Annotated in this window: 19 protein-coding genes and 1 pseudogene; 13 read left to right on the top strand and 7 right to left on the bottom strand. The window is 66.0% G+C overall.

Going from position 1 to position 21,615, the window contains the following annotated elements; genetic code table 11:
* Positions 1 to 68 precede the first annotated feature (68 nt).
* The gene (locus VSX79_RS05830; RefSeq protein ID WP_326914752.1) at positions 69 to 845 is read right to left on the bottom strand and encodes a glucose 1-dehydrogenase; all 777 of its coding nucleotides are present in this window, start codon (positions 843 to 845) and stop codon (positions 69 to 71) included.
* A 1-nt stretch (position 846) separates the two neighbouring features.
* Positions 847 to 2,652, bottom strand: coding sequence for a flavin-containing monooxygenase (locus VSX79_RS05825; protein ID WP_326914751.1), 1,806 nt, complete (start codon positions 2,650 to 2,652; stop codon positions 847 to 849).
* Between the two features lie 393 nt (positions 2,653 to 3,045).
* On the opposite strand from VSX79_RS05825, the gene VSX79_RS05820 reads away from it, so the two are divergent.
* Positions 3,046 to 3,498, top strand: coding sequence for a DUF4334 domain-containing protein (locus tag VSX79_RS05820; protein ID WP_326914750.1), 453 nt, complete (start codon positions 3,046 to 3,048; stop codon positions 3,496 to 3,498).
* A gap of 183 nt (positions 3,499 to 3,681) precedes the next feature.
* Entirely contained in the window at positions 3,682 to 5,931 is a 2,250-nt protein-coding gene (locus VSX79_RS05815; RefSeq protein WP_326914749.1) for a TonB-dependent receptor, read from the top strand.
* An 88-nt stretch (positions 5,932 to 6,019) separates the two neighbouring features.
* On the opposite strand, the gene VSX79_RS05810 is transcribed toward VSX79_RS05815, so the two are convergent.
* On the bottom strand, positions 6,020 to 6,730 hold the full coding sequence (locus tag VSX79_RS05810; RefSeq protein WP_326914748.1) for a TetR family transcriptional regulator: 711 nt from the start codon (positions 6,728 to 6,730) through the stop codon (positions 6,020 to 6,022).
* Positions 6,731 to 6,855: 125 nt separating this feature from the next.
* Between VSX79_RS05810 and VSX79_RS05805 the strand changes: the two genes are divergently transcribed.
* Positions 6,856 to 7,701 carry a DUF2306 domain-containing protein gene (locus VSX79_RS05805; protein ID WP_326914747.1) on the top strand — a complete coding sequence of 282 codons (846 nt, stop codon included), beginning with the start codon at positions 6,856 to 6,858 and terminating at the stop codon, positions 7,699 to 7,701.
* 139 nt (positions 7,702 to 7,840) lie between these two features.
* Here the strand turns inward: VSX79_RS05805 and VSX79_RS05800 are convergent, their stop codons facing one another.
* Genes VSX79_RS05800 through VSX79_RS05790 form a run of 3 tightly spaced genes read right to left on the bottom strand, consistent with a single transcriptional unit; the run spans position 7,841 to position 12,075 of the window.
* Positions 7,841 to 8,944 (bottom strand): CaiB/BaiF CoA transferase family protein, encoded by a 1,104-nt coding sequence (locus VSX79_RS05800; protein WP_326914746.1) that lies wholly within the window; start codon positions 8,942 to 8,944, stop codon positions 7,841 to 7,843.
* Complete coding sequence (locus VSX79_RS05795; RefSeq protein WP_326914745.1) at positions 8,941 to 10,434, bottom strand: AMP-binding protein; 1,494 nt, start codon at positions 10,432 to 10,434, stop codon at positions 8,941 to 8,943. Before VSX79_RS05795 ends, VSX79_RS05800 begins: the two co-directional genes overlap by 4 nt.
* A 36-nt stretch (positions 10,435 to 10,470) precedes the next feature.
* Positions 10,471 to 12,075, bottom strand: coding sequence for a long-chain-fatty-acid--CoA ligase (locus tag VSX79_RS05790; protein ID WP_326914744.1), 1,605 nt, complete (start codon positions 12,073 to 12,075; stop codon positions 10,471 to 10,473).
* A 287-nt stretch (positions 12,076 to 12,362) separates the two neighbouring features.
* Between VSX79_RS05790 and VSX79_RS05785 the strand changes: the two genes are divergently transcribed.
* Positions 12,363 to 13,112 carry an IclR family transcriptional regulator gene (locus VSX79_RS05785; RefSeq protein ID WP_326914743.1) on the top strand — a complete coding sequence of 250 codons (750 nt, stop codon included), beginning with the start codon at positions 12,363 to 12,365 and terminating at the stop codon, positions 13,110 to 13,112.
* A 50-nt stretch (positions 13,113 to 13,162) separates the two neighbouring features.
* On the opposite strand, the gene VSX79_RS05780 is transcribed toward VSX79_RS05785, so the two are convergent.
* Positions 13,163 to 14,074, bottom strand: coding sequence for an AraC family transcriptional regulator (locus tag VSX79_RS05780; protein ID WP_326914742.1), 912 nt, complete (start codon positions 14,072 to 14,074; stop codon positions 13,163 to 13,165).
* Between the two features lie 173 nt (positions 14,075 to 14,247).
* Here VSX79_RS05780 and VSX79_RS05775 point away from each other — a divergent pair, with 173 nt between their 5' ends.
* The 9 genes and pseudogenes from VSX79_RS05775 (at position 14,248) to VSX79_RS05735 (ending at position 21,614) form a co-directional block, all read left to right on the top strand.
* Complete coding sequence (locus VSX79_RS05775) at positions 14,248 to 15,213, top strand: SDR family NAD(P)-dependent oxidoreductase (protein WP_326914741.1); 966 nt, start codon at positions 14,248 to 14,250, stop codon at positions 15,211 to 15,213.
* Positions 15,214 to 15,324: 111 nt separating this feature from the next.
* On the top strand, positions 15,325 to 16,005 hold the full coding sequence (locus VSX79_RS05770; protein WP_326914740.1) for an HAD-IA family hydrolase: 681 nt from the start codon (positions 15,325 to 15,327) through the stop codon (positions 16,003 to 16,005).
* A 38-nt stretch (positions 16,006 to 16,043) separates the two neighbouring features.
* Positions 16,044 to 16,189: pseudogene (locus VSX79_RS05765) on the top strand (HU family DNA-binding protein); the annotation flags it as partial.
* A gap of 998 nt (positions 16,190 to 17,187) precedes the next feature.
* On the top strand, positions 17,188 to 18,042 hold the full coding sequence (locus VSX79_RS05760) for an SDR family NAD(P)-dependent oxidoreductase (protein ID WP_326914739.1): 855 nt from the start codon (positions 17,188 to 17,190) through the stop codon (positions 18,040 to 18,042).
* 116 nt (positions 18,043 to 18,158) lie between these two features.
* Positions 18,159 to 18,905, top strand: coding sequence for a hypothetical protein (locus tag VSX79_RS05755; RefSeq protein ID WP_326914738.1), 747 nt, complete (start codon positions 18,159 to 18,161; stop codon positions 18,903 to 18,905).
* 77 nt (positions 18,906 to 18,982) lie between these two features.
* Positions 18,983 to 19,570, top strand: coding sequence for a TetR/AcrR family transcriptional regulator (locus VSX79_RS05750; protein ID WP_326914737.1), 588 nt, complete (start codon positions 18,983 to 18,985; stop codon positions 19,568 to 19,570).
* A gap of 163 nt (positions 19,571 to 19,733) precedes the next feature.
* A complete protein-coding gene (locus VSX79_RS05745; protein ID WP_326914736.1) occupies positions 19,734 to 20,141 on the top strand; it encodes a DUF2946 family protein in 408 nt (135 codons plus the stop codon).
* Positions 20,142 to 20,512: 371 nt separating this feature from the next.
* Positions 20,513 to 20,998 (top strand): copper chaperone PCu(A)C, encoded by a 486-nt coding sequence (locus VSX79_RS05740; protein ID WP_326914735.1) that lies wholly within the window; start codon positions 20,513 to 20,515, stop codon positions 20,996 to 20,998.
* A complete protein-coding gene (locus VSX79_RS05735) occupies positions 20,985 to 21,614 on the top strand; it encodes an SCO family protein (RefSeq protein ID WP_326914734.1) in 630 nt (209 codons plus the stop codon). Before VSX79_RS05740 ends, VSX79_RS05735 begins: the two co-directional genes overlap by 14 nt.
* The last annotated feature ends 1 nt before the right edge of the window (position 21,615 follow it).

The following is a 21,615-nucleotide window of genomic DNA, read 5'->3' as shown; positions in this document are numbered from 1 at the left end:
CCCCTTGCGAGAGCTAATCCCGAGCGCCTGTAAGGCGATCGAAAGCGGGGGCCGGCGTCATGCCAAGCTCAAGCTGCGCAAAATCCACCGTCAACGACGAGTTCGGTGCCGGTGACATAGCGCGCGTCGTCCGAGGCCAGATAGAGGCAAGCGCCGGCGATGTCGTCGGGCACGCCCGGACGCCCCATCGGCACGGCAAACGCCGCCATCGGCCCGACATCCATCGGCTCGGCGCCGACGGGCGAGCGCCGCTCATCGGCTTCGGTCGCATGGAAGATCGGCGTGTCGATGATGCCGGGATGCACCGAATTGACCCGGATATTGTCGCGCGCCGCGGCGCATTCGAGCGCCACCGCCTTGCTGAAAAAACGCACCCCGCCCTTCGCGGCGCAATAGGCCGAAAGCGCGCGCTGCCCCGTCATGCCGGCCATCGACGAGATGTTGATGATCGACCCGCCGCCGCTGCGGCGCATCAGCGGGATCGCGGCGCGCGTGCCGAGAAAAACGCTGTCGAGATCGACTTCGATGCAGCGGCGCCACTGCGCGTAGCTGAGGTCGGTGACGAGCCCGAACATCGAAATGCCCGCATTGTTGACGAGGACGTCGAGCCGCCCCCAATTCTGTTCGGCATGGCCGACCACTTCCGCCCAGCGCGCTTCGTTCGCGACGTCCTGGGGGAGAAATTGCGCATCCCCGCCGATGTCGCGGGCGACCGCCGCGCCTTCGTCCGAGATGTCGGTGAGGAGGACCCTCGCGCCTTCCTGCGCGAAGCGGCGCGCGGTCGCTTCGCCGAGCCCGCTCGCAGCGCCGGTGACGATCGCGGTTTTTCCTTCGAGCTTGCCCATATCAGAATACCTTCAATCCGGCGCGGTCGCCCGCCGCACGCCAAGCCTGCAGCAGCGCCGAAAAGGCGATCGACCCATCGCCATAAGTGTCGATCAGAAGCCCCTCGTCGATGTTGCCGTCGCCGCCATAATAGCCCGGCGTGCAGGTCGCGAGGAACTTGCGCGAGCGCTGCGATTTTTCGCGGATCGTCCGGACCCAGTCATCGACCGCATCGCTCGTCGCCTCGATGCCGGCCTTGCCCTCCGACCGCGCCGCGGCGATCAGCGCGCTAATATGCTCCGCCTGTTCCGCCAGCATGTCGGTCACGTTCGGCTTGAAGCCGTTCTGGCTCAATCCCAGCATGAAGAAATTGGGGAAGCCGTCGGTGTAGAAGCCGTGAAAGGTCCGCATGCCGTTCGCGAAATGGTCGGTCATCCGCTTGCCGTCGCGGCCCCGAACTTCCATCGCGGCGCGGCGGGCATAGTTGGTGCCGGATTCGAAGCCGGTCGCGAAAATGATGCAGTCGACGGGATATTCGACGCCGTCGAAAACGATGCCGGTCTCGGTAATCCGGTCGAGCCCGCGCCCCTCGGTGTCGACCAGCGTCACATTGGGCTGGTTGAAGGCCTGGAGATAATCGTCGTGGAAGGTCGGCCGCTTGCACAGCATGCCGTACCAGGGTTTCAATCCCTCGGCCGCCTGCTGGTTGGTGACGACATCGTCGATCCGGGCGCGGATCTTGTCGCCCTTGCGAAAGTCGGCAAGCTCGGTGAGCCGCGCCAGTTCCTCGGGAGCGACGGACGTCGGATCCTCCGGCATCCAGGACGTAACCATGTCGCGGAAGAGGTCGGTCCAGCCGTCATGCACCAGGTCGACCTCGGCACGCTGCCCCGATACGAGCACATTGAAATTGTCCATCCGCTCGCGCTGCCATCCGGGCTTCAGCCCGTTAGCCCAGTCGGGATCGGTCGGGCGGTTGCCGCGCACATCGACGGTCGACGGGGTCCTTTGCACGACATAGAGATGCGCGGCATCGCGCGCGGTATAGGGAACGCACTGGATGGCGGTCGCGCCGGTGCCGATGATCGCGATGCGCTTGTCGGCAAGGCCCGTCATCGCGCCCCGGCTGTCCCCGCCGGTATAGGCATAGTCCCACCGGCTGGTATGGAATGTGTGCCCCTTGAACGTGTCGATCCCGGGAATGCCGGGCAGCTTGGGCCGGTTGAGCGGCCCCGACGCCGACAGCACCCAGCGCGCCCTGACCGTATCGCCATGGTCGGTGGTGGCGACCCAATGCGCCGCCGCCTCGTCCCAGGTCAGATCGACGACCTGGGTCTGGAACAGCGCGCGGGAATAGAGGTCGTAATGCTCGCCGATCCGGCGGGCATGTTCGAACAGTTCGGCCGCATAGGCATATTTCTCGGTCGGGACATAGCCCGTCTCTTCGAGCAGCGGCATGTAGATATAGGATTCGATGTCGCACTGGGCGCCGGGATAGCGGTTCCAGTACCAGGTGCCGCCGAAATCGCCGGCCTTTTCGACGATGCGAATGTCGGTGACGCCGATCTTGTGCAGTTCCGCCGCCGCGAGAAGGCCGCCGAAACCGCCACCGATCACGAGTGCCTCGACCGTCTCGTCGAGCGCGTCGCGGACCAGCGGGCCGTCGACATAAGGATCGTCGATGTAGCGGCTAAAGTCGCCGGTCACCTCGACATATTGGCTGTTTCCCTTGGGGTTGAGCCGCTTGGCGCGTTCCTCGGTATATTTCCGGCGAAGAAATTCGACATCGACCCCATCATAGGTCACGTCCTGCGGTAAGGCAGCCATACCCTCTCCTTCCATTCATTATGCCGGTCTCATCACCGACGTTGGCGACAAGTCTATTCCGGAAACGCAAACCGGATTTTGTCATATCGCGCCATTTGAATGACAAAAGGCGTCAATATGCTGCACCGCCGAAGCGGCGGGAGACATATGCGCACTCGGACCCCTGGCAAGCGTCATCCATTAAATCAGGAATCATACATGATTTCCGATTCAGACCATATTTGGATGAGATAGTGCTTGCCAATCGCACCGTCGCGCATATTTTGGAATCATCGTTGATTCTAAAAGTAAAATTTGAATCGACGTCCGGCATGCCGTCCGAACGCTTGCGCCGTCCCGCGAAGGGGAGGCAATGCCATCGGCCGGCGAGCCGCCATCGGGAGAGGAAAAACCATGAGTGTCACCGAAGAATTGACCGCCCAAGAGCGCCTCGCCGAAATGGTCGAGAAGCAGGAGCTCGCGGACTATGCCACGATCAAGCCGCTGTTCCTCGAACTGGAGGGCACCACGAACGAATTCATGTTCGGCCAGTGGCGCGGCGGCAGCTTTCGCGGCGAGACCACGATCAGCAATTTCTACGGCAAGCGCTTCAACTCGCCCGAACATTGCGAACCGATGCTGCGCACCGACGACGAGGGCAAGGTCTACGCCTGGGGCGACTGGGGCGAAGCGCGGCTTCGCGAGGTCGGATATTGGGGCAAGGTCCAGTCGGCCGTGATCTATGACGACCGCGCGCTGATGGACTATTTTCGCAAGGTCAACGACGACCTGGTGATCGGACTCGGCGACTGGAAGGGCAAGCCGAAGGGCTTTTTCTGGCTGATCCGGGACAAGCAGCCCGCCTGACGGGCAGCCGCCCGCACGGCAGGACACAGGGGCGCCGCGGCCAGCCGGTGCAGCAAGAAAAATGGGAAGCATGGGCCCGCGAATGCGCAAGAGCGCGGCGCGGGACCGGGAGGCGCGCGCCCGAAGCCGGGCCGCGCTTCGCGGGACGACACCCTGACAATCGATGCATCGCAAGGAGGATTTATGAACAGGCAGACGGCGATACTGGCCGCAGGGATTGCCCTGCTGGCGCTTGCGCAAACCCATGCCGCCCATGCGGCGGAGGCAGCGCAATCCGCGAGCGAAGACGGCGCGGGCGCCGAGGGTTCGGGCGATATCATCGTGACCGCGCAGAAAAAGTCCGAAAGCATCCGCGAGGTCCCGGCAACCATCCTGGTCAAGGATGGCGACCAGCTCATCGCGGCCGGCATCCGTTCGCCCACCGATCTCGGCAACGCCTTTCCCGGCCTCGTCTTCTCGCGCCTCGCAACCTCGGCGCAGCCCGCGATCCGCGGCATCACGAGCACCGCGGTCAGCAGCGCGGGCGGCATCGAGCAGCCGGTGGCGGTCTATATCGACGGTATCTACAGTGCCTCGCAGTCGAACAATCTCGCTTTCGATCCCACGATGGTCTCGCGCATCGAAGTTCTGAAGGGGCCGCAGGGCACCGTGTTCGGGCGCAACGCGGTCGGCGGCGCGATCCTCGTCTATTCGCGCGATCCCGATCTCAAGGATTTCAAGGTCGATGGATCGGTGACGCTGAGCCGCTTCGGCGGCGGCACATCGAACGCCGTCACGAACAATGAGCAGCGCCTGTTCGTCAGCGCGCCGCTCGCCGACGACCGGCTCGGTCTCAGCCTTTCGGGCGTTCGCACCTTTCATTCGGGCTTCCTGACCGACATCAGCCCTGGCTCCGACGGCCGCTATGGCCGCTCGCTCACCGAAAATCTCGCGGCAAAACTGCTCTGGGAACCGAATGCGTCCATCCGCGTCGCGCTCAGCGCCCGCTACAGCCATCTCGACATCGAGACGGGCAGCGCGATCCAGAACCGCGGTTCGCGCGCGTTGCAGCGCGATGCGAACGGCGCGCTCGTCTATCCGGACACGGTCATCGGCGAGCAGCCCTGGCAAGTCGCCTTCGACGTTCCGGCCGTCAGCCATCTCAAATCCTATGCGCTGACGCTCCGCGCCGATTTCGACAGCGATATCGGCAAATTCACCTCGCTGACGGGCTATCAGCGGGTCATGCCGTCAGGACGCGGCGACGTCGAGGGCGCCTATTCGCCGACCTGCCTTGCCGCCCGCCGCTGCCAGGACCTTCGCTGGTTCTATCGCCAGCCGCTGTTCCTCTCGCAGGAGTTCAACTATGCCTCGCGCGACTTCGGTCCCTTCTCGTTCATCGCGGGCGTCTACGGCCTGCACATCGTCAACGAGACCGAGGCCAATCTGTGGGGAGACACCTTCCTCTACCTGGCCCGCGCCAAGACCGACTCCTTCGCGGTCTATGGCGAGGGCACGCTCAAACTGACCGATCGCCTCTCGCTGCTCGCGGGCATCCGCTATTCGTTCGACACATTGTCGCTCCGCGGCACCAACATCGAGGGCGCGCCGTTCACCGAGCCCAACGAGAAGAGTTGGAGCGCCGCGACGAGCCGCCTCGGCATCAAGTGGGAAGTCACCGACAGCCTGAACTTCTATTCGACCTTCAGCCAGGGCTACAAGAGCGGGCTCTTGTCCTATTCGTCGTTCAACCAGCGCGTGAACGGCGTCATCGTGCCGCGCGCGCCCGGCGCGCCGGTCGATCCCGAGCATCTCGACGCCTTCGAGGCCGGATTCAAATATGCCGATCGCCTCTTCGCGCTGAACCTCTCGGGATTTCACTATAAATATAAGGACCTTCAGGTCCAAAGCTATGTCAACAATGCGATCGTGACGACCAATGCGGCAAAGGCGACCATCTACGGGCTCGACTTCGACGGATCGGTCAAGGTCGCGCCCGACCTCAAGCTCTCGGGCGGCGGTTCATGGCTGCCGCGCGCCCGATACGACAGCTACGCGGCGGCGCAGACCTTTCCGCTCGTCGACGGTCAGCCGGTTTCCACGAACGCCGACGCGAGCGGGCAGCGACTGATCCGGTCGCCCGAATGGATTCTGTCGGGGGGGCTCGACTATTCGCCCGAGATCGCCGGCGGCGAGGCGGACTTCCACATCGGCTACAATTATTCGGCATCCTACCGGCACGATGTCATGGGCTATATGCGGCAGGACAAATATGGCGTGTGGAACGCGTCGGCGAGCTTCACGCCGCAAGGCAGCCCGGTCCGCGCCACGCTCTTCGTGCGCAATCTCACGAATACCGCCTATGCCGCGGGGTCGGCGGTCAACGACAATGGCTATGGGGTCGCGCATGCGCCCCCGCGCGAGGTCGGCCTGACGCTCGGGTTCAAATATTAGGACGGGGCGGCGCGCGGCGGGCGGAAATGGCGCGATGCCAGCCACCCGCCGCGTCCGCGCGAATTTCAGGAAGATCGCGCGGTCGTGCTCAACTCTTCTCGCGCATGCCGGCGCGCGCTGCAGGCGCGGGGCGAACCAGCGCATCGATCTGCTCGTTCAGCGCCGCGATCGCATAATCGATGCGATCGCCCTCGCTCACCGCGCGCTCGATCACGGCGCGTCCTTCGCCGAAGCCCGCGAGGCTCGTGATCATCAGCGCGGCGCGCACGCCGGCCTCGGCCTGCGTCAGGCGGCCGCCCGCGGCGCGCTCGACAAGCACAGCCGTAAATTCGATGCCCGGTCCCCAAAGCCGCTCGTAGAGGAAGTCGAAAGCGGGACCCCGGTTCGCCATTTCGCGCTGGATGAAGAGGTTGCGGTTCGCCGCGTCGCTCGACGCGAGAAGAAAGCGGGCAAGCGCGGCCATCAACACCTTGAGCCTTGCTGCGACATCAGCGGCGGGAAGCCCGGCTTCAAGGGCCGCCTGCGCTTCGACGGCCGCAGGGTTCAACGCCTCGGAATATTGGCCTGCGATATATTGGGCACAGGCCAGATAAAGCCCTTCCTTGCTGCCGAAATAATAGGTGAGCGCCGGCAGATTCACGCCTGCCCGGGTCGCGATCTGGCGCGTCGTGACCTTTTCGAAGCCATCGGGCCCGAAGCAGTCGAGCGCGGCGGTGAGCAATCTTGCCCGCGTTTGCTCGCCCTTGGCGTAGCCGCCTTTGGGCGCGCGAAGCGGCGGCTGGGATGGAGAAGGGTTCACAGGCACTCCCGATAACATTATTATCGCTTGATAATAAATATCGCATGATACATATCTGCGGCGGACTTGTCCACGGACCGCGCCGGCCGCGCGGCGGACATCATAGCGAACAGCCGGAGATTGAAATGGAAATGATTGCACCCCAGGCGGCCGCCGTGCCGCAAGCGAAGGCCAGCGCGCTGCTTCAGCGCGCTTCCCTCGCACTCGTCGCGACCGTCTGGGCGAGCGGCATCCTGTTTGGCGCCTACATCCTCCTCTTCTTCGGCGGATCCGCGCTCGGGGGGTTGACCGCGCGGTGGAACGACGCGCTCCAGGGCCTCCATGATCCGGCCCTGCCCTCGGCGGTCATCGCGATCGGCTTCCATTTCGTCGCCGGCGGAATCTTGCTGCTGCTGGGCCCGGTGCAGCTGATCGGCCCTATACGCCGCGCGGCTCCCCGTCTCCACCGGTGGCTCGGGCGCCTCTATGTCGGCGCGGCGGCGATTGCCGGCGTGGGCGGGCTGGGCTTCATCCTCGTCAAGGGAACGATCGGTGGAACGGTGATGGATATCGGCTTCGCGATCTACGGCGCGCTCATGATCCTTTGCGCCGAACGCGCCTTCACCCATGCCCGGCAGCGCCGGTTCGACGCCCATCGGGCCTGGGCCATCCGTCTCTTCGCCCTCACCGTGGGCTCGTGGCTCTACCGCATGGAATATGCGCTCTGGTATCTTGTTATGGGCGATCTTGGCACCGACCATTTCCGCGGCTGGTTCGACGCCATCATGACCTTCTTCTTCTATATTCCCAATCTCGCCGTGGCCGAATTCTTCATTCGGGCCGGAACCGGCAAGAGAGCCGGAAAAAGCGATACCCCGGCCGCGCTCCTGCTCCTTGCGGCAACCGCCTTCGTAGCGGTGGCGACCTGGTTCTTCACCGTCTCGCTCTGGGGACCGGGCATGGCGAAGGGCATGTCGGGAATGGCGCTCTGATCGCCAGCGCCCGGCGATGCGAAAATCGCCGGGCGCCACCGGCGCGCCGCGCCCCGCACCCCGCACGGGAGGGCATTGCCCGGCGACGCGGCCATAAAAAGCCGGGGCACCGCTCTTACACGACGATCCTCAAATACGCCTAGAGATCGGCCCAGGCCGACAGGCAGTCCTGCAAGGGATGCTCGCTGGACCGGCCGGGCTGGATCGCCCCCGGGGTCTGGCTGAAACGCGGTGCGGGCGCGGGCTGGATCACGCCGTCATGCTCGACGAAGGTCCCGCGGGCCTGGTTGTGGTGATAGTGGGGCGCTTCGTCCATCGACAAGATCGGCGCGAAGCAGGTGTCGAACGGCTCGAGCAGCCGGCACCATTCGTCGCGCGATTTCGTAAGGAGCTGCGCCCCGATCTTCTGCTTGAGGGCCGGCCAGCGGGAAGGGTCCGCCGCATCGCCGAATTCGTCCGGATCGAGGCCCAGCCGCGTGATCAGTTCGCGATAGAATTGTGGCTCGATCGCCCCCACAGCGACCCACTTTCCGTCGGCGCAGCAATAGCTGTCGTAGAAATGCGCGCCGCCGTCGAGGCGATTCGCCTCGCGTCTGTCCTTCCATCGCCCGCCGGCCCGGTAACCGTAGAGCATCGCCATGAGCGAGGCCGTTCCGTCGCTGATCGCGCAGTCGACCACCTGCCCCGTCCCCGAGACGCTGGCATGGCGATGGGCGGCGAGCAGCCCGACCGCGAGGTACAGCGCGCCACCGCCGAAATCGCCGACAAGGTTCAGCGGCGGCACGGGCTTGCCCGCCGGGCCGATCGCGTGGAGCGCGCCCGAGATCGCGATATAATTGATGTCGTGCCCGGCCCGGTCGGCGAGCGGACCCGACTGGCCCCAGCCGGTCATTCGCCCGTAGACAAGCGCCGGGTTGCGCGCGAGCGCCACCTCGGGGCCGAGACCGAGCCGCTCCATGACCCCGGGACGAAAACCCTCGATCAGGATGTCGGCACGCTCGGCGAGCATCAGGCAGGCCTCGATCGCCGCCGCATTCTTGAGGTCGAGCGGCAGATGGCGGCGCCCGCGATGGGTCACGGCGTCGGGAGCCGGCGCCGGGCGGTCCCTGCGATCGACCATGACAACGTCGGCGCCGAGATCCGACAGCAGCATCGCGCAGAAGGGCGCAGGACCAAGGCCCGCGAATTCAAGGACGCGGACCCCGGCGAGCGGCCCCCTGCCCGTGGCGGCCGCGCCCGTCACAGCGCCGACGCCGCGGCTTCGCGGGCGAGTTCTTCGCGCAGCCGCCGTTTGAAGATTTTCCCGCTGTCGTCGCGCGGCAGTTCGGCGCGAAAATGGAAGGCGCGCGGAATCTTGTAGTCGGCGATCCGCCCCTTGAGCGCATGGCGGATGTCCTCCGCCGACGGCGCCGCACCGCCGTGAGCGGGCTGGATGAAGGCCGCCACGCTCTCGCCGAATTCGGCATTGGGCACGCCGATCACCGCACAGTCCGCGACGCCGGGAAGCGTGATCAGCGCGGCTTCGATCTCGGCCGGGTAGATGTTGACGCCGCCCGAGATGACCATGTCGCTGAGGCGGTCGCAGATATGGAGGAAGCCGTCCGCGTCGAAATAGCCGACATCGCCCGTTCCAAGAACGCCGTCGACCTCGAGCGCGCGCCGCTTTTCGGCATCCTTGTGATAGGTGAAACTGGGCTGGAACGTCTCGTCGATGCAGATCTCGCCCGCCTCGCCCGCCCCGCAGGGCTTGCCGGCAGCGCCCCGGATCGACAGGCGAACGCCCTCGATCGGACGCCCCACCGTCCCGCGATGCGCAAGCCAGTCGTCCGATCCGCAGAAGGTCAGCGGCCCCGCCTCGGTCGAGCCATAATATTCGAAGATCACCGGCCCCCACCAGTCGATCATCCGGGCCTTCACGTCGGGCGCGCAGGGCGCGCCGGCGTGGAGGACATTCTCCAGCGAGCTCAGATCATATTTCCGCCGGACCGCTTCGGGAAGCGCAAGAAGGCGTACGAACATCGTCGGCACGACAAACATGTGCGTGATGCGGTGCTCCTCGACGAGCTGCAGCGTCCGCTCGGCGTCGAATCGGCTCTCGAGCACCAGAAGGCCGTTGCTGCGCACCGCGGCGAGCGAAAAGAAGTTCGGGGCGGAATGATAGAGCGGCGCCGCCAGCAGCCCGCGCATCCCGGCCCGTAGCCCATAGAGCCGCTCGCGCATCGCAGCGAGCCTCGCCTGCTGCTCGCCTTTCGCCGACGCACGGCGCACGCCCTTGGGCCGCCCGGTCGTACCCGAGGTGTAGATCATGCTGTCCACCGGCGGCGCCGGCAAGCTCACGACGGGCTCGGACGCCGCAAGCGCCGCGTCCCAGGCCCGCGCCGTTTCCGAACCCGCTCGATCGACGACGAAGACGACCATGTCGGCGGGCAGCAAGCCGCGCAGCGGGTCGAGCAGATCTTGCTCGGTAACAAGGACGCGCGCGCCGCAGTCATCGAGGATATAGACGATCTCGGCCGGCGCGAAATGCCAGTTTATCGGCACGGCATAAGCGCCGATATGCTGCGCGCCGAGCATCGCCTCGATAAAGGCGATGCTATTGGGGAGAAGGACCGCGACGCTGCTGCCGGCGCCAATGCCCGCCGCGGCGAGCAGGCCCGCGGCGCGTCGGCTGCGATCCTCGAGCCCGGTCCGTGAGATGCGGCCGTCGCCGCAGATGATGATAGGCTCGCTCATATTCCTCATTCCCTCGAAAATGCCCCGCCCGCGCCGTCAGGCCGCGCCGGCGGGATCGCCCTTTTGCTCCCCGGTGCCCGCCATCCGTTCCCGGATCGCGCGGCGAAGGACCTTCCCGGCCGGGTTGCGCGGCAGGGCCGCGACGATCTCCATCGATTTCGGCGTCTTGAAGCCGGCCAGCCTCGCGCGGCACCAGCGGCGAAACTCGTCCTCGCCGAGTGCCTCGCCCGCTTTGAGCACGATCACCGCATGCACCGCCTCGCCCCACCGCTCGTCGGGCACGCCGACGATCGCCGCCTCGCGAATGGCCGGGTGCCCCGCGATGATGCTCTCGACTTCGGCGGCGTAGACATTCTCGCCGCCGCTGATGATCATGTCCTTGATCCGGTCGCAGATGAAGAGATAGCCCTCGGCGTCGAGATAGCCGGCGTCGCCCGACAGGAGGAAGCCATCCGGGGTGAACACCTTCGCGCTTTCTTCGGAGCGCTTCCAATAGCCGGCCATCGCCGCGCCGCTCCGGATCCCGATTTCGCCGACGCCGCCGGCAGGCATTTTCCCGCCCGAGGCATCGAAGATCGCGATCTCGACGCCGGCGAGCGGCTTGCCCGCGGCGCCGCGCAGATGCGGCTTGCCCGGCCCATGGTCTTCGGGCGGCAGCGCCGCGACCGTCCCCGAAGTCTCGGTCATGCCATAGACCTGGACAAAACCGGCACTGAAGACCGCCATCGCCTCGTCGAGCAAGGCGGCCGTGATCGGGCTCGAACCGTAGAGGATATGGTCAAGGCCGCTGAAGTCGGAGGTTTTCGTCCTCGGATGGTCGAGGAGGATCCGGAAAGCGGCAGGAACGAGAAAGAGCTTCTTGATGCCGCCGCGTTCGATGTGATCGAGAACAAGGTCGGGCACGAAATCGGAGAGGATGACCATCCGCGCGCCATGATAGATGGCGGCAAGCGCCGTGCCGATCCCGCCGATATGGAAGAGCGGCATTGAGACCAGGCAGACGTCATCGGCCGTCCACCGGCTCCACGCGGCGGCGGGCGGCTGTGACAGGCGCACGCAGTTGAGGCCATGATGGCTCAGCATCGCGCCTTTCGGCCGCCCGGTCGTGCCGGACGTATAGAGCTGGATCGCGACATCGTCGGGCCGGACCGGAACCGCCGGATCGCCGTCGGAGCCGCGCCTCAGCCAGTCCGACAGGGCTCCCGGGCCATCGGAGCGATCGATTATGACGATCGGCGGTTCCTGCCCGCCGCCCTCGAGCGCGGCCCGCGCCAGCGGCAGCGACGCCTCGTCCGCAAACAGCAGGCGCGCATCCGAATCCGCAAGCAGATAGGCGATTTCGGGCGGCGAGAGCCGCCAGTTCATCGGCATGAGGACCGCGCCGGCGACGGCTGATCCGATCAGCAGCGAGAAGAAGGTGTCGCAGTTGCGCGCGAGTACGGCAACACGGTCTCCCGGCTCCAGTCCCGAAGCGATCAGCGCGTTGGCGATCCGGAATGCCCCGTCTCGAAGCTCGGCATAGCTGGTCGCGCGCCCCTCGAACTCGATCGCCGTGCGATTTTCGCAGTCGGTCGCCCTGGCGCGAACAATGTCCCCCAGCGTCGGCGGGTTCGACGGATCGGTGCTTCCCGGGGCGATCATCGAGGGGCCTGCGCTTCCGATTGCACCGGAGGCACACGCATCGCCCCGCGCGCCCGAACGACCTCGGGGCGGCTCGCATTATCCCTGGGCGGGCTGCCTCTCGTCGCTCTCACCGGTCCCTCCTCCCGGCGGCCTTTATATTGCCCCACAAAATCATTCAACATAGGAAATATTGTTATTCTGCATTCAGAATTTAAGATGGTACCGTCGACGCCTTGAGAAAAGCTCTGGCACCCGGAGAAGATTCGGTGGCAGAGCCGGGGCGGAACCAACTTCTGGAGAAGACAGTGCCCGTAGCTGCCGTCGTCAACGCGATCACGATCCTGCGATATCTTGCCGGTCACGAAGGCCAGGGCGTCAACGCGATTGCGCGCGCCACCAATCTCAGCCCGAGCACCTGTTTCGGCATCCTCAAAACGCTCGTCGGCGAGGAGTTTGCGGAATTCGATCCCGGCAGCAAGCATTACCGGCTCGGCACCGCGCCCTCGCGCCTGTTCCACGTCGACACGCGATTGAGCGACTGGAGCCGCTGGCTCGAGGACCAAATGCTCGCGCTCGCCAACGAGTTCGAGACGTGCCAGGGATTGTGGGAAATTGCCTCGGAGCGCGCGGTGCTGATCGAGGTCGCCGACAGCCCGCTCGCAACGCGCATCCATCTTTCCGTGGGCCAACGTATTCCGGCGCGGATCGGCGCGATGGGCCGCTGCATCGCGGCAAGGCAGCATCTTGGGCGCGAAGACCTGCGGCGCAACATCGAGGAACTGCGCTGGCAATCGCCGCCGGCGCTCGACGATTACGCACGTAGCGTCGCCGATGCCGGCCGAGGCTGGGCGATCGACGAGGGCAATTATATCAAGGGGGTTACGACGATCGCGGCCGCCATCGCCGACCGGCAGGAGATCGTCCGGTACTGCATCACCAGCATCCTGTTCGACGGGCAATTGGCGGGGGACGATCTCGCGCGGATCGGGCAGAGAACCGCCGATCTGGCGCGGGAGGCGGCGACGCGGCTTTTCGGCGAGCAGGCGAAGGGCTGACGGCCGAGGGTCGGCAGGGCCGGCGCCGCGACCGCGGCGGCAAGCGCCCGCTAGGCCGCGCCGACCGCGAGCAGCGTCATCCCGCGCAATCGTTCGGCATCGCGCGACGGCGGGATGCCGAACGCCCGGCGATATTCGCGGCTGAACTGCGAGGCGCTTTCATATCCCACGGCAAAAGCCGCGCGGTTCGCTTCCGATCCCGTCGCAAGCAAGCGCCGCGCGGCCTGCAGGCGTAGCGACTTTTGATATTGCAGCGGGCTCATCGCGGTCGCCGCCTTGAAGTGGCGGTGGAACGAAGCCTCGCTCATTCCGGCGATCTCGGCGAGCGTTTCGATGCGCAGCATCTCGCCATAATGGCCGCGCATCCAGCCGATCGCACGGCGTATCTGTGCGAGACGGCTGTCTTCCTGCGCGATTTGGCAGAGCTGCGCCCCGAGCGGCCCTTGCAACAGGCGATAGAGAATCTCGCGCTCGCGAAGCGGCGCCAGCATCGCGATATCGTCGGGCTGATCGAGCAGCGCAAGCAAGCCCGACCAGGCCTCGATCAGCTGGCGCGTCACCGCGCTGACGGCGAAGCCCGGCCCCTGGTGCCCGCCCGCCGCCGCGCCGATCGACGCCGCCGGCATCGCCGCAATGAGATCTGCGATCACAGCGCGGTCGAGCGTCAACGCCACCGCGATATAGGGCCTGGCGGGAGACGCCTCGATGACATGGCTGATCGCGGGCAAGTCGAGCGAGGCGACGAAATAGCTCGCATGATCGTATCGCAGCACCCGGTCGCCGATCTCCACCTGCTTGGCGCCCTGCAGGATCAGGCAGGCCACGGGTTCATAGACGCTGGCCATCCCGCTGTCGGGCAAGCTTCGCGCCGCCAGCATGAGCCGCGGGATCGCGGTTTCAAAACCCTCGCGATTTGCGTGACGCAGCGCCCTTCGCCGCATCGGATCGAGAATATCGGCCATCGGCTTCCCATCGGCCGTGGCGGCTCCTGGCGCAAGCTTCGATCGGGAATTTGAAGATCGATTGATGGCAATAGGCAAGGATACGCCATGATCGGGCAGCGGTTTTCGTGGCCGCGCCGCTATCTGTGGCAAGCCCCCTCCCTCCCCCCACCCCCTTTTCAGGAGTTCATCCCATGTCCCGCTTCGATTCCAGATCCACCACCGACGAGGTGCTCGCCGGCGTCGATCTTCGCGGCAAGCGTATCCTCGTCACCGGCGTCTCGGCCGGACTCGGCGTCGAGACCGCGCGGGCGCTCGCCGCGCGCGGTGCCGATGTCGTGGGCGCCGCGCGCAATCTCGCCAAAGCCGAAGGCGCGACCGCCGCCGTGCGGGCGGCCGCAGCTGCAATCGGGAGCAGCTTCGCGTTGATCCAACTCGACCTTGCCTCGCTCGCCAGCGTCCGGGCCGCCGCCGATGCGCTCGTCGCCGACGGCCGCCCCCTCGACATCGTGATCGCCAATGCTGGTGTCATGTCGCCGGTGCTCGGGCGGACCGCCGATGGTTTCGAAACCCAGTTCGGGACCAATCATCTCGGCCATTTCACCCTGGTGAACCGCATCGCGCCGCTGATCCGCGACGGCGGACGGCTCGTCATCGTCGCATCGGGCGGGCACCGCTTTGCCGACGTCGATCTTGCCGATCCCAATTTCGAGGCCCAGCCCTATGATCCCTGGGTCGCCTATGGCCGCTCGAAGACCGCCAATATCCTCTTCGCGGTCGAATTCGACCGGCGCCACAAGGCGCGCGCTATCCGTGCGGCGGCGGTGCATCCGGGCGCCATCGCCACCGATCTTGGCCGCGACGTTCCCCCCGAGCAGATGGCAGCCCTGTTCGAGCAGATCACGGCGGCCGCCAAAGCCTCGGGAGAAGCGCCGTTCGAACAGAAATCGATCGAGCAAGGCGCCGCGACATCGGTCTGGGCCGCGGCCGTCGCCGAGGCGGATGCGATCGGCGGTCGCTATTGCGAGGATTGCCAGGTCGGAGAAATCGACGATCGCGACGGCATCCGGCCCGGCGTGCGTCCCTATGCGCTCGACCCCGATAGCGCAAAGGCGCTCTGGGCGCGGAGCGAGGACCTCGTCGGCGAGCGCTTCCGGTAACCGCGGGCGATCGGGCGGGGCCGCGGCGCCCGCCCCTTCGCCGCGAACCCACCCGCTGATCGCCGCTATTTCGCTTGAAGCGATTATCCGGAAGCGGGCATAAGGGCGGCCATGAACGACGAGACGATTTACGGGCGCAGTTTCTCGGCCTTCCTCTTCGACATGGACGGGACCATCCTCGACAGCATCGCGGTCGCGAACCGGATCTGGACAGGCTGGGCGGAACGGCACGGTCTCGACGCCGGCGCGATATTGGCAGTCGTGCACGGCGTCAGGGCCCATGACACCGTACTGCGCTTCGCGCCGGCGGGCGTCGATCCGCGCCGCGAGGCCGAAGCGATTACCGAGGCGGAAATAGGGGAAGTCGACGGGATCGTCGAAATTCCCGGCGCGGCCGCCTTCCTCGCCCGCCTCCCCGCCGAACGCTGGGCCGTCGTCACCTCGGCGCCGCGCGCGCTTGCCTATGCCCGCATCGCGGCGGCGGGGCTGCCCATGCCGCCGCTCGTCATCGGCGCCGAGGATGTCGCGAATGGCAAGCCCGCGCCCGACGGTTTCCTCGCGGCGGCGGCGAGGCTCGGGGTCGCGCCCGGCGATTGCCTCGCCTGGGAAGATTCGCCGGCCGGCATCGTGGCCGCGAGCGCGGCCGGGATGCATGTCGTCACCGTCGGCAAGGCACACGAAGCGACCGGAACCGCCGACGTCGCTATCTTCGAATATGGGTCCCTCAATCTCGTCGCGGCGCCCCAGGGGCTCTATGTCGTACGGCGTACGCACACTGACGATCGCGGCTAGGCGACCGGTTCACGAGCGATAGCGGCGGCTAGGACTTGGTCAGCGGCTTCGGCAAGTTCAAGGTGAAGGCAGCGCCCGCGCGCGAGGGCCGCAACCCGTCGACTGGCGAAACGATCCAGATCAGGCCTCCAAAAAGCTGGGCTTCAGCCCCGCGAAAGCGGTTAAAGATCGCTTGAACGGCTGACAGCATATCCCGCCGGCGTGAGCCGGCGGGACCTATCAATCGATCTCCGCAGGCTCCGGCGAGCCGATCTCGTCGTCCGCACCCGCCCCCCGCACCTCTTCACCCGGCAATTCGTCGCGGATCGCGAGATCGCCCGGCTCCATCGCGGACCCGGCCTGAGTGAGACCATCTTCCGAGCATGCTGCCGCGCAGGCAAGGAGCGGGAGAAGGCATATAAGCTTTGCTGGCAAGACAATCCCTCCGGTTGTCGGCGAGCACGGCGCCGATCGCCGTCACAAAGGGTCGAATCCGCCTCGGCGCATTTGGTTCCCGGGATAGTGCCGGGCAAATCCCGCCCATGCGAAAGACGCGCCCCAAGAGAGGCGGAGCAAGATTGGCCGACACTGCCGCTTCCGCGTGGAGGCGGGACCGAGCCCGAGCGACCCCATAGAATTTCTGCACGGCCCGAGCGACCTCGCGACTTTCCCTTCCCCCTTCACGCGGCAAGCCGGAAAGCCGGACGCGACAATCGCTCGCGTCGAACCCGGTCCGGCGCACTGCGGCATCTCGCGAGGATATCCGGATGCCGCCCCCATTCGAATTGGGGCACGCCGCGGCGGCACGCGTGCCGAAACCGCGCACCGCAGCGCAATTCTCCTATCTGGTTAGAAGGCGGCGGCACGTCGCATGACCGAAGCTCGGAAGTCACGGTCATCGAGGTGCCGCCGCAAGTAGCGGATCCGCGGCTTTTGGCCCCGGATCGGCAGGAGCGTGAGAAGTGCCAGAAAACCTGCCCCGACAGGACGAATCCGGTCGACGCGCATCTGCTAGCGAGCCGGCTCAGCGCGAGCAAGGAAAGAGATTCCACGGGCGAAAATAGCATAAATTTCTTGTTCTTAGCTTCCGCGAGTCTCTTTGAATGACGAATGTCATATTATCTTTATATTACAGTCGTCTACTATAAGTTTCTCCTTTGACGCTTATCTGAACGGGCGGACCCGAAGCGCCCCGGAGCTGGCTTGCCAAAGCCCGCGCACCGGGCCTATTCCTCGGAAAGTTTCAAAATTAAACTGAGACAGATAGCCGCTCTCGCCGGACGGCTGAGCAAAGTTCGTCGAGGAACCATACTGGAGAAGATCATGAAGGATTTGCAGAAGAGCGCCTTGATCGTCGGTGTTGGCGCAAGCGCGGGGCTCGGCGCCGCTTATGGCCGGCGCTTCGCCAAGGCCGGCTACCGCGTCGTCCTCGCCGGTCGTTCAGCAGAAAAGGTCGAGGCCTCGGCCGCTGAAATCCAGGCCGATGGCGGGCAGGCACGAGCTCTCGTAGGCGACGCGAGCCAAGAGGAGGACGCCGCGACATTTGCCGCGGCCGCCGAAGCGTGGGCACCTCTCGCGGTCGCGGTGCACAATGCCGGCACCAACCGCCGCGATTCCTTCCTCGATCTGGAAGTTGCCCATTTCGAACAATTGTGGCGCGAGCATACGCTCGGCGCCTTCCTGACCGGGCGCGAAGCCGCCCGGCGCATGGTTCCGCGTGGTGCCGGCACCATTCTCTTTACCGGCGCCACGGGGTCGATCCGCGGAAAGGCGCTGTTCGGTGCTTTTGCGAGCGCCAAGGCCGGCGTGCGCGCCCTGTCGCAAAGTCTCGCTCGCGAGATCGGCCCGAAGGGCGTCCATGTCGCGCATCTCGTCATCGACGGCGGCATTCACGGCGACCGGCTGCTGGGTGCCCTCCCCCATTTGCTCGAGGAACGCGGCGAAGATGGCCTCCTTCGGCCCGAAGCAATCGCCGACAGCGCCTTTCTCGTCCACCGGCCGCAACGAAGCGCCTGGACGCAGGAGATCGATCTGCGCCCGTGGGCCGAGACCTTCTAGCCGGGCATGGACGATCGAGCGCCAAGCCGGGCGGCGTTCCGGCAGCCGCGGCGCTTGAAATCCCGCCGCTTCAAGGCCGCGCGCCACGTCGCCTCAATCCAATGCAGGAGCCGGAGATGAACAGAATATTGTCGGATGCCATCGACGCCCATGGCGGCTTCGAGCGTTGGCGATCCGTTGCCGCGATCGGCGTCGAATCCGATAGCGGCGGCGAACTTCTCGACCGGAAGGTTGTTCAGTCGCTCGGGCCGCTCTGGATCGTCGCGGAGACGGGCGTGCAGGAATGCCGCATCGCGCCAGTGGGAAGCAATGATCGCATTGTGATTTCCAGCGCGAACCGGACGGTGATGGAGACCGGTGAGGGAGACGTGCTAGCCGAGCGCACCGACCCCCGCGCGGCGTTCGCGGGCCATGATCTCGATACGCCATGGGATCCCCTCCACGGCATGTATTTCGCCTCCTATGCGATGTGGAGCTATCTCACGGCGCCCTTCTCGCTCGCGCTGCCGGGCGTCCAGTTGTGGGACATCGATCCGATCGAGGAGAATGGCGAAACGTGGCGCGGGCTCCGGGCCGTCATGCCCGAAGGCATCGCCACCCATAGCCGCGCACAGGAATTTTATTTCGGCGCGGACGGACTCCTGCGGCGACAGGATTATACGCTCGACATTGCCGATGGATCGAGGATCGCTAATTATGCGCTGGATATCGTCGATGTCGACGGCATCAGGATCGCCTCGAAGCGCCGGGCCTATCTCTGCAACAAGACATATGACGTGCTCCGCGACCGGCTGATCATCAGGCTCGATCTGGGCAACTTCCAGTTGAACCCGCCGCGTCCGGGGCGCGGGCCGCACCCTTGAGCTCGAAAAAGGAGGCAGCGAGCCGCGAACGCTTACAGATCGGGCCAAACGCGAAGGCCGGGCAATCCGGTACCTATATGGCAGGCAGGCGCGTCCGGAGCGGCGGGGCCTACCATCATGGCGACCTCAGGGCCGCCGTGATCGCGGCGGGCCTCAAGCGACTTGCCAAACGGAACGGCGTCACGATTGGCCTCCGGGCACTCTCGCGCGATGTCGGGGTCAGCGCGACTGCCCTCTATCGCTATTTCCCCGACAAGGAAGCCCTGCTCGACGCGCTGGCCGACGAGGGACTGCGCCGCCTCGGCGCGCAGCAGGCGCAGGCATGGGTCAAAGCAGGCGGCGGCCGCGCGAGCTTTCTTGCCGCCGGCATCGCCTATATCCGCTTCGCCCATGACGATCCCGAATTGTTTCGGTTGAGCTTCACCCGGGGAAAGGGCCTGCGTTCCCGCGAGCAAGGCGGCGACGGAGCCGAGGTCGCCTATAATCTCCTGCGCGCCGGCATCGCGCAATCGCTGCCCCATTTCGAGGACCAGGCCGACAGCGCAGCGCTCCACGCCTGGGCCCTGGTGCATGGAGCCGCGATGCTGATCCTCGACCGGCGCATCGGCTGGGACGAGGCGCTGATAGCCGACGTCGTCGGCCTGACCTTCGGCGGCGCCGATTGAAGCGACGTCCTTGCGGCATCGCTTTTCGGACCTGATCGACCCTGCACCCCTCACCAGCCTGCAAGGCAGGCCTCGGGGCTGGCAAGCCTGGACTGCCGATGGGACATTTTGTCCATCCGGCAGCTAATGACAATCGCCGCAGTGCAGCCTATGGCCAGCCTCCATGGACCGGATGCGGACCTTCTTCCATCGCCGCCGCGCGCTTGCCATGTGGCTGGTCGCGCTGGCCTTGCTGTCGAAGGCGCTGGTTCCGCCGGGCTATATGCCCGGCCGCAATGGTGCGCGCAGCTTCGACGTCATCGTCTGCTCCGATCCCTCGGGACCCGTCACGCAAACGATCATCATCCCTTTCGGCGAGGAAGGCCACAAGCAAAGCGGCGACCAGCCAGGCAAAGCGTCCTGCCTGTTCAGCGCGCTGACACATGGCGCCGGCATGGCGAGCGATCCCGCGATCCCGATCGAGGCGATCGCCATCCTTCTCGTGCGTGGCCTTTCGGCAACCGCTGATCTGCCTCTTCGCCGCGAAGCGCATCTTCGTCCGCCGCTGCGCGGACCGCCGGCCGCAGTCTGACGCCCTAAAGCGACAATCGAACGAGCCGCCCGCGCCCCCGGGGCGCGGGCGGCGTTGCCGGAGTTTCAAAATAATGATCGAGATAGCGGACCGCTCCGACGAGCGGCACCGGGCTGCCATGCTGCGCCGCCGGGCGCGGGTGCCGTCCGCAAATCGCCAGCCGTCCCCAGAGCCCGAACGCCAAGACGCCGCCGATGGCCCGCTCTCCTGCCATCCGCCCCGCCGCGGCGCGCTGCGCCGCTTTCGCCGCCGATGCTGGGCGGCGATCGGCCTCGGCCTCGTTGCGCAGGCCGGCGTCGCCGTCGCCGAAAGCCGGGCCGCACCCGCCGCAGCCCCCTTCCTTCCGCCATTTCCTTTCCGGAGACCATTTGATGAACCTTGCCAGATGCGCAGCCGCCGCGGCCCTGCTCGCCGCAGCCGCGACGCCGCTTTTCGCCAGGAGCCCGCACGCCGGCTCGCTTTCCATCGAGCGCGGCTGGTCACGCCAGACCGCGCCCGGCCAGACGGTCGGCGGCGGCTTTGTGACGATCACCAATCGGGGCGGGGCGGGCGACCGCCTCGTCGCAGCAAATTCGCCGATCTCACGCGAAGTTCAGCTTCACACCATGTCGGTTGATGAGGGCGTCATGCGGATGCGGCCGGTCGGTCGCGGCATTGCCATTCCCGTCGGCAAGACGGTCGAACTCAAGCCTGGTGGACTCCATATCATGTTCGTCGGGCTGAAGCGCCCGCTCACCCCCGGCCAGAGCTTCCCCGTAACGCTGCGCTTCCAGCTGCAAGGAGCGGTCGAGGTTGATTTCCGGGTCGTTCCGGTGGGTTCGGCAGGTCCCGGGGAGGCGCGTCATGACCGGCATTGATCCCGCCGCCCGCCCGCCGATGGCGAAAGCCCGCCCTATCCTCTGGATCCTCGTCGCGATCGCCGCCGCGGCCTGCCTGTCGCTCGCGATCACGGCGAAGTCGGGCGGCGGCAAGCGCGCGGCCCCGTCGGCGGGCGCGGGCATCGGCGGTCCGTTCACCTTGACCGGCTCCGACGGCAGGACCGTCACCGAGAAAAGCTTCGCGGGCCGGCCGTTCGCGATCTTCTTCGGCTTCACGCGCTGCCCCGAGGTTTGTCCGACCACCCTCGCGCGCATGGCGCAGCTTCGCCGCGATCTCGGCAAGGACGGCATGAAATTCGATATCGTCTTCGTTTCGGTCGATCCCGGACACGACCGGCCGGCCGACATCGGCCGCTATATCTCGCTTTTCAGGACGCCGGTCCACGGGCTCACGGGAACGGCTTCGCAGCTCGCCGCCATCCAGAAGGCCTATGGCGTCTATGTGAAGAAGGTGCCGCTCGAAGGCGGCGACTACACCGTCGACCATAGCGCCGCTGTCTATCTGATGGACCGCGACGGCCGCTTCGTGACGACGATCGATTATCACGAAGGCGACAAGGTCGCGCTCGAAAAGCTTCGGCGGATCGTCGCCTGAT

This window comes from Sphingopyxis chilensis (assembly GCF_035930445.1).
Classification (GTDB): domain Bacteria; phylum Pseudomonadota; class Alphaproteobacteria; order Sphingomonadales; family Sphingomonadaceae; genus Sphingopyxis; species Sphingopyxis chilensis.
The sequence above is the reverse complement of the archived record's forward strand: the minus strand, read 5'-3'. Positions and strand labels throughout refer to the sequence as shown.

Coding starts and splice junctions, on each gene's coding strand:
- VSX79_RS05780 (WP_326914742.1), bottom strand. CDS start 14,074: ATGGCCGATATTCTCGATCCGATGCGGCGAAGGGCGCTGCGTCACGCA.
- VSX79_RS05825 (WP_326914751.1), bottom strand. CDS start 2,652: ATGGCTGCCTTACCGCAGGACGTGACCTATGATGGGGTCGATGTCGAA.
- VSX79_RS05795 (WP_326914745.1), bottom strand. CDS start 10,434: ATGAGCGAGCCTATCATCATCTGCGGCGACGGCCGCATCTCACGGACC.
- VSX79_RS05740 (WP_326914735.1), top strand. CDS start 20,513: ATGAACCTTGCCAGATGCGCAGCCGCCGCGGCCCTGCTCGCCGCAGCC.
- VSX79_RS05805 (WP_326914747.1), top strand. CDS start 6,856: ATGGAAATGATTGCACCCCAGGCGGCCGCCGTGCCGCAAGCGAAGGCC.
- VSX79_RS05745 (WP_326914736.1), top strand. CDS start 19,734: ATGGACCGGATGCGGACCTTCTTCCATCGCCGCCGCGCGCTTGCCATG.
- VSX79_RS05790 (WP_326914744.1), bottom strand. CDS start 12,075: ATGATCGCCCCGGGAAGCACCGATCCGTCGAACCCGCCGACGCTGGGG.
- VSX79_RS05755 (WP_326914738.1), top strand. CDS start 18,159: ATGAACAGAATATTGTCGGATGCCATCGACGCCCATGGCGGCTTCGAG.
- VSX79_RS05815 (WP_326914749.1), top strand. CDS start 3,682: ATGAACAGGCAGACGGCGATACTGGCCGCAGGGATTGCCCTGCTGGCG.
- VSX79_RS05775 (WP_326914741.1), top strand. CDS start 14,248: ATGTCCCGCTTCGATTCCAGATCCACCACCGACGAGGTGCTCGCCGGC.
- VSX79_RS05770 (WP_326914740.1), top strand. CDS start 15,325: ATGAACGACGAGACGATTTACGGGCGCAGTTTCTCGGCCTTCCTCTTC.
- VSX79_RS05750 (WP_326914737.1), top strand. CDS start 18,983: ATGGCAGGCAGGCGCGTCCGGAGCGGCGGGGCCTACCATCATGGCGAC.
- VSX79_RS05820 (WP_326914750.1), top strand. CDS start 3,046: ATGAGTGTCACCGAAGAATTGACCGCCCAAGAGCGCCTCGCCGAAATG.
- VSX79_RS05830 (WP_326914752.1), bottom strand. CDS start 845: ATGGGCAAGCTCGAAGGAAAAACCGCGATCGTCACCGGCGCTGCGAGC.
- VSX79_RS05735 (WP_326914734.1), top strand. CDS start 20,985: ATGACCGGCATTGATCCCGCCGCCCGCCCGCCGATGGCGAAAGCCCGC.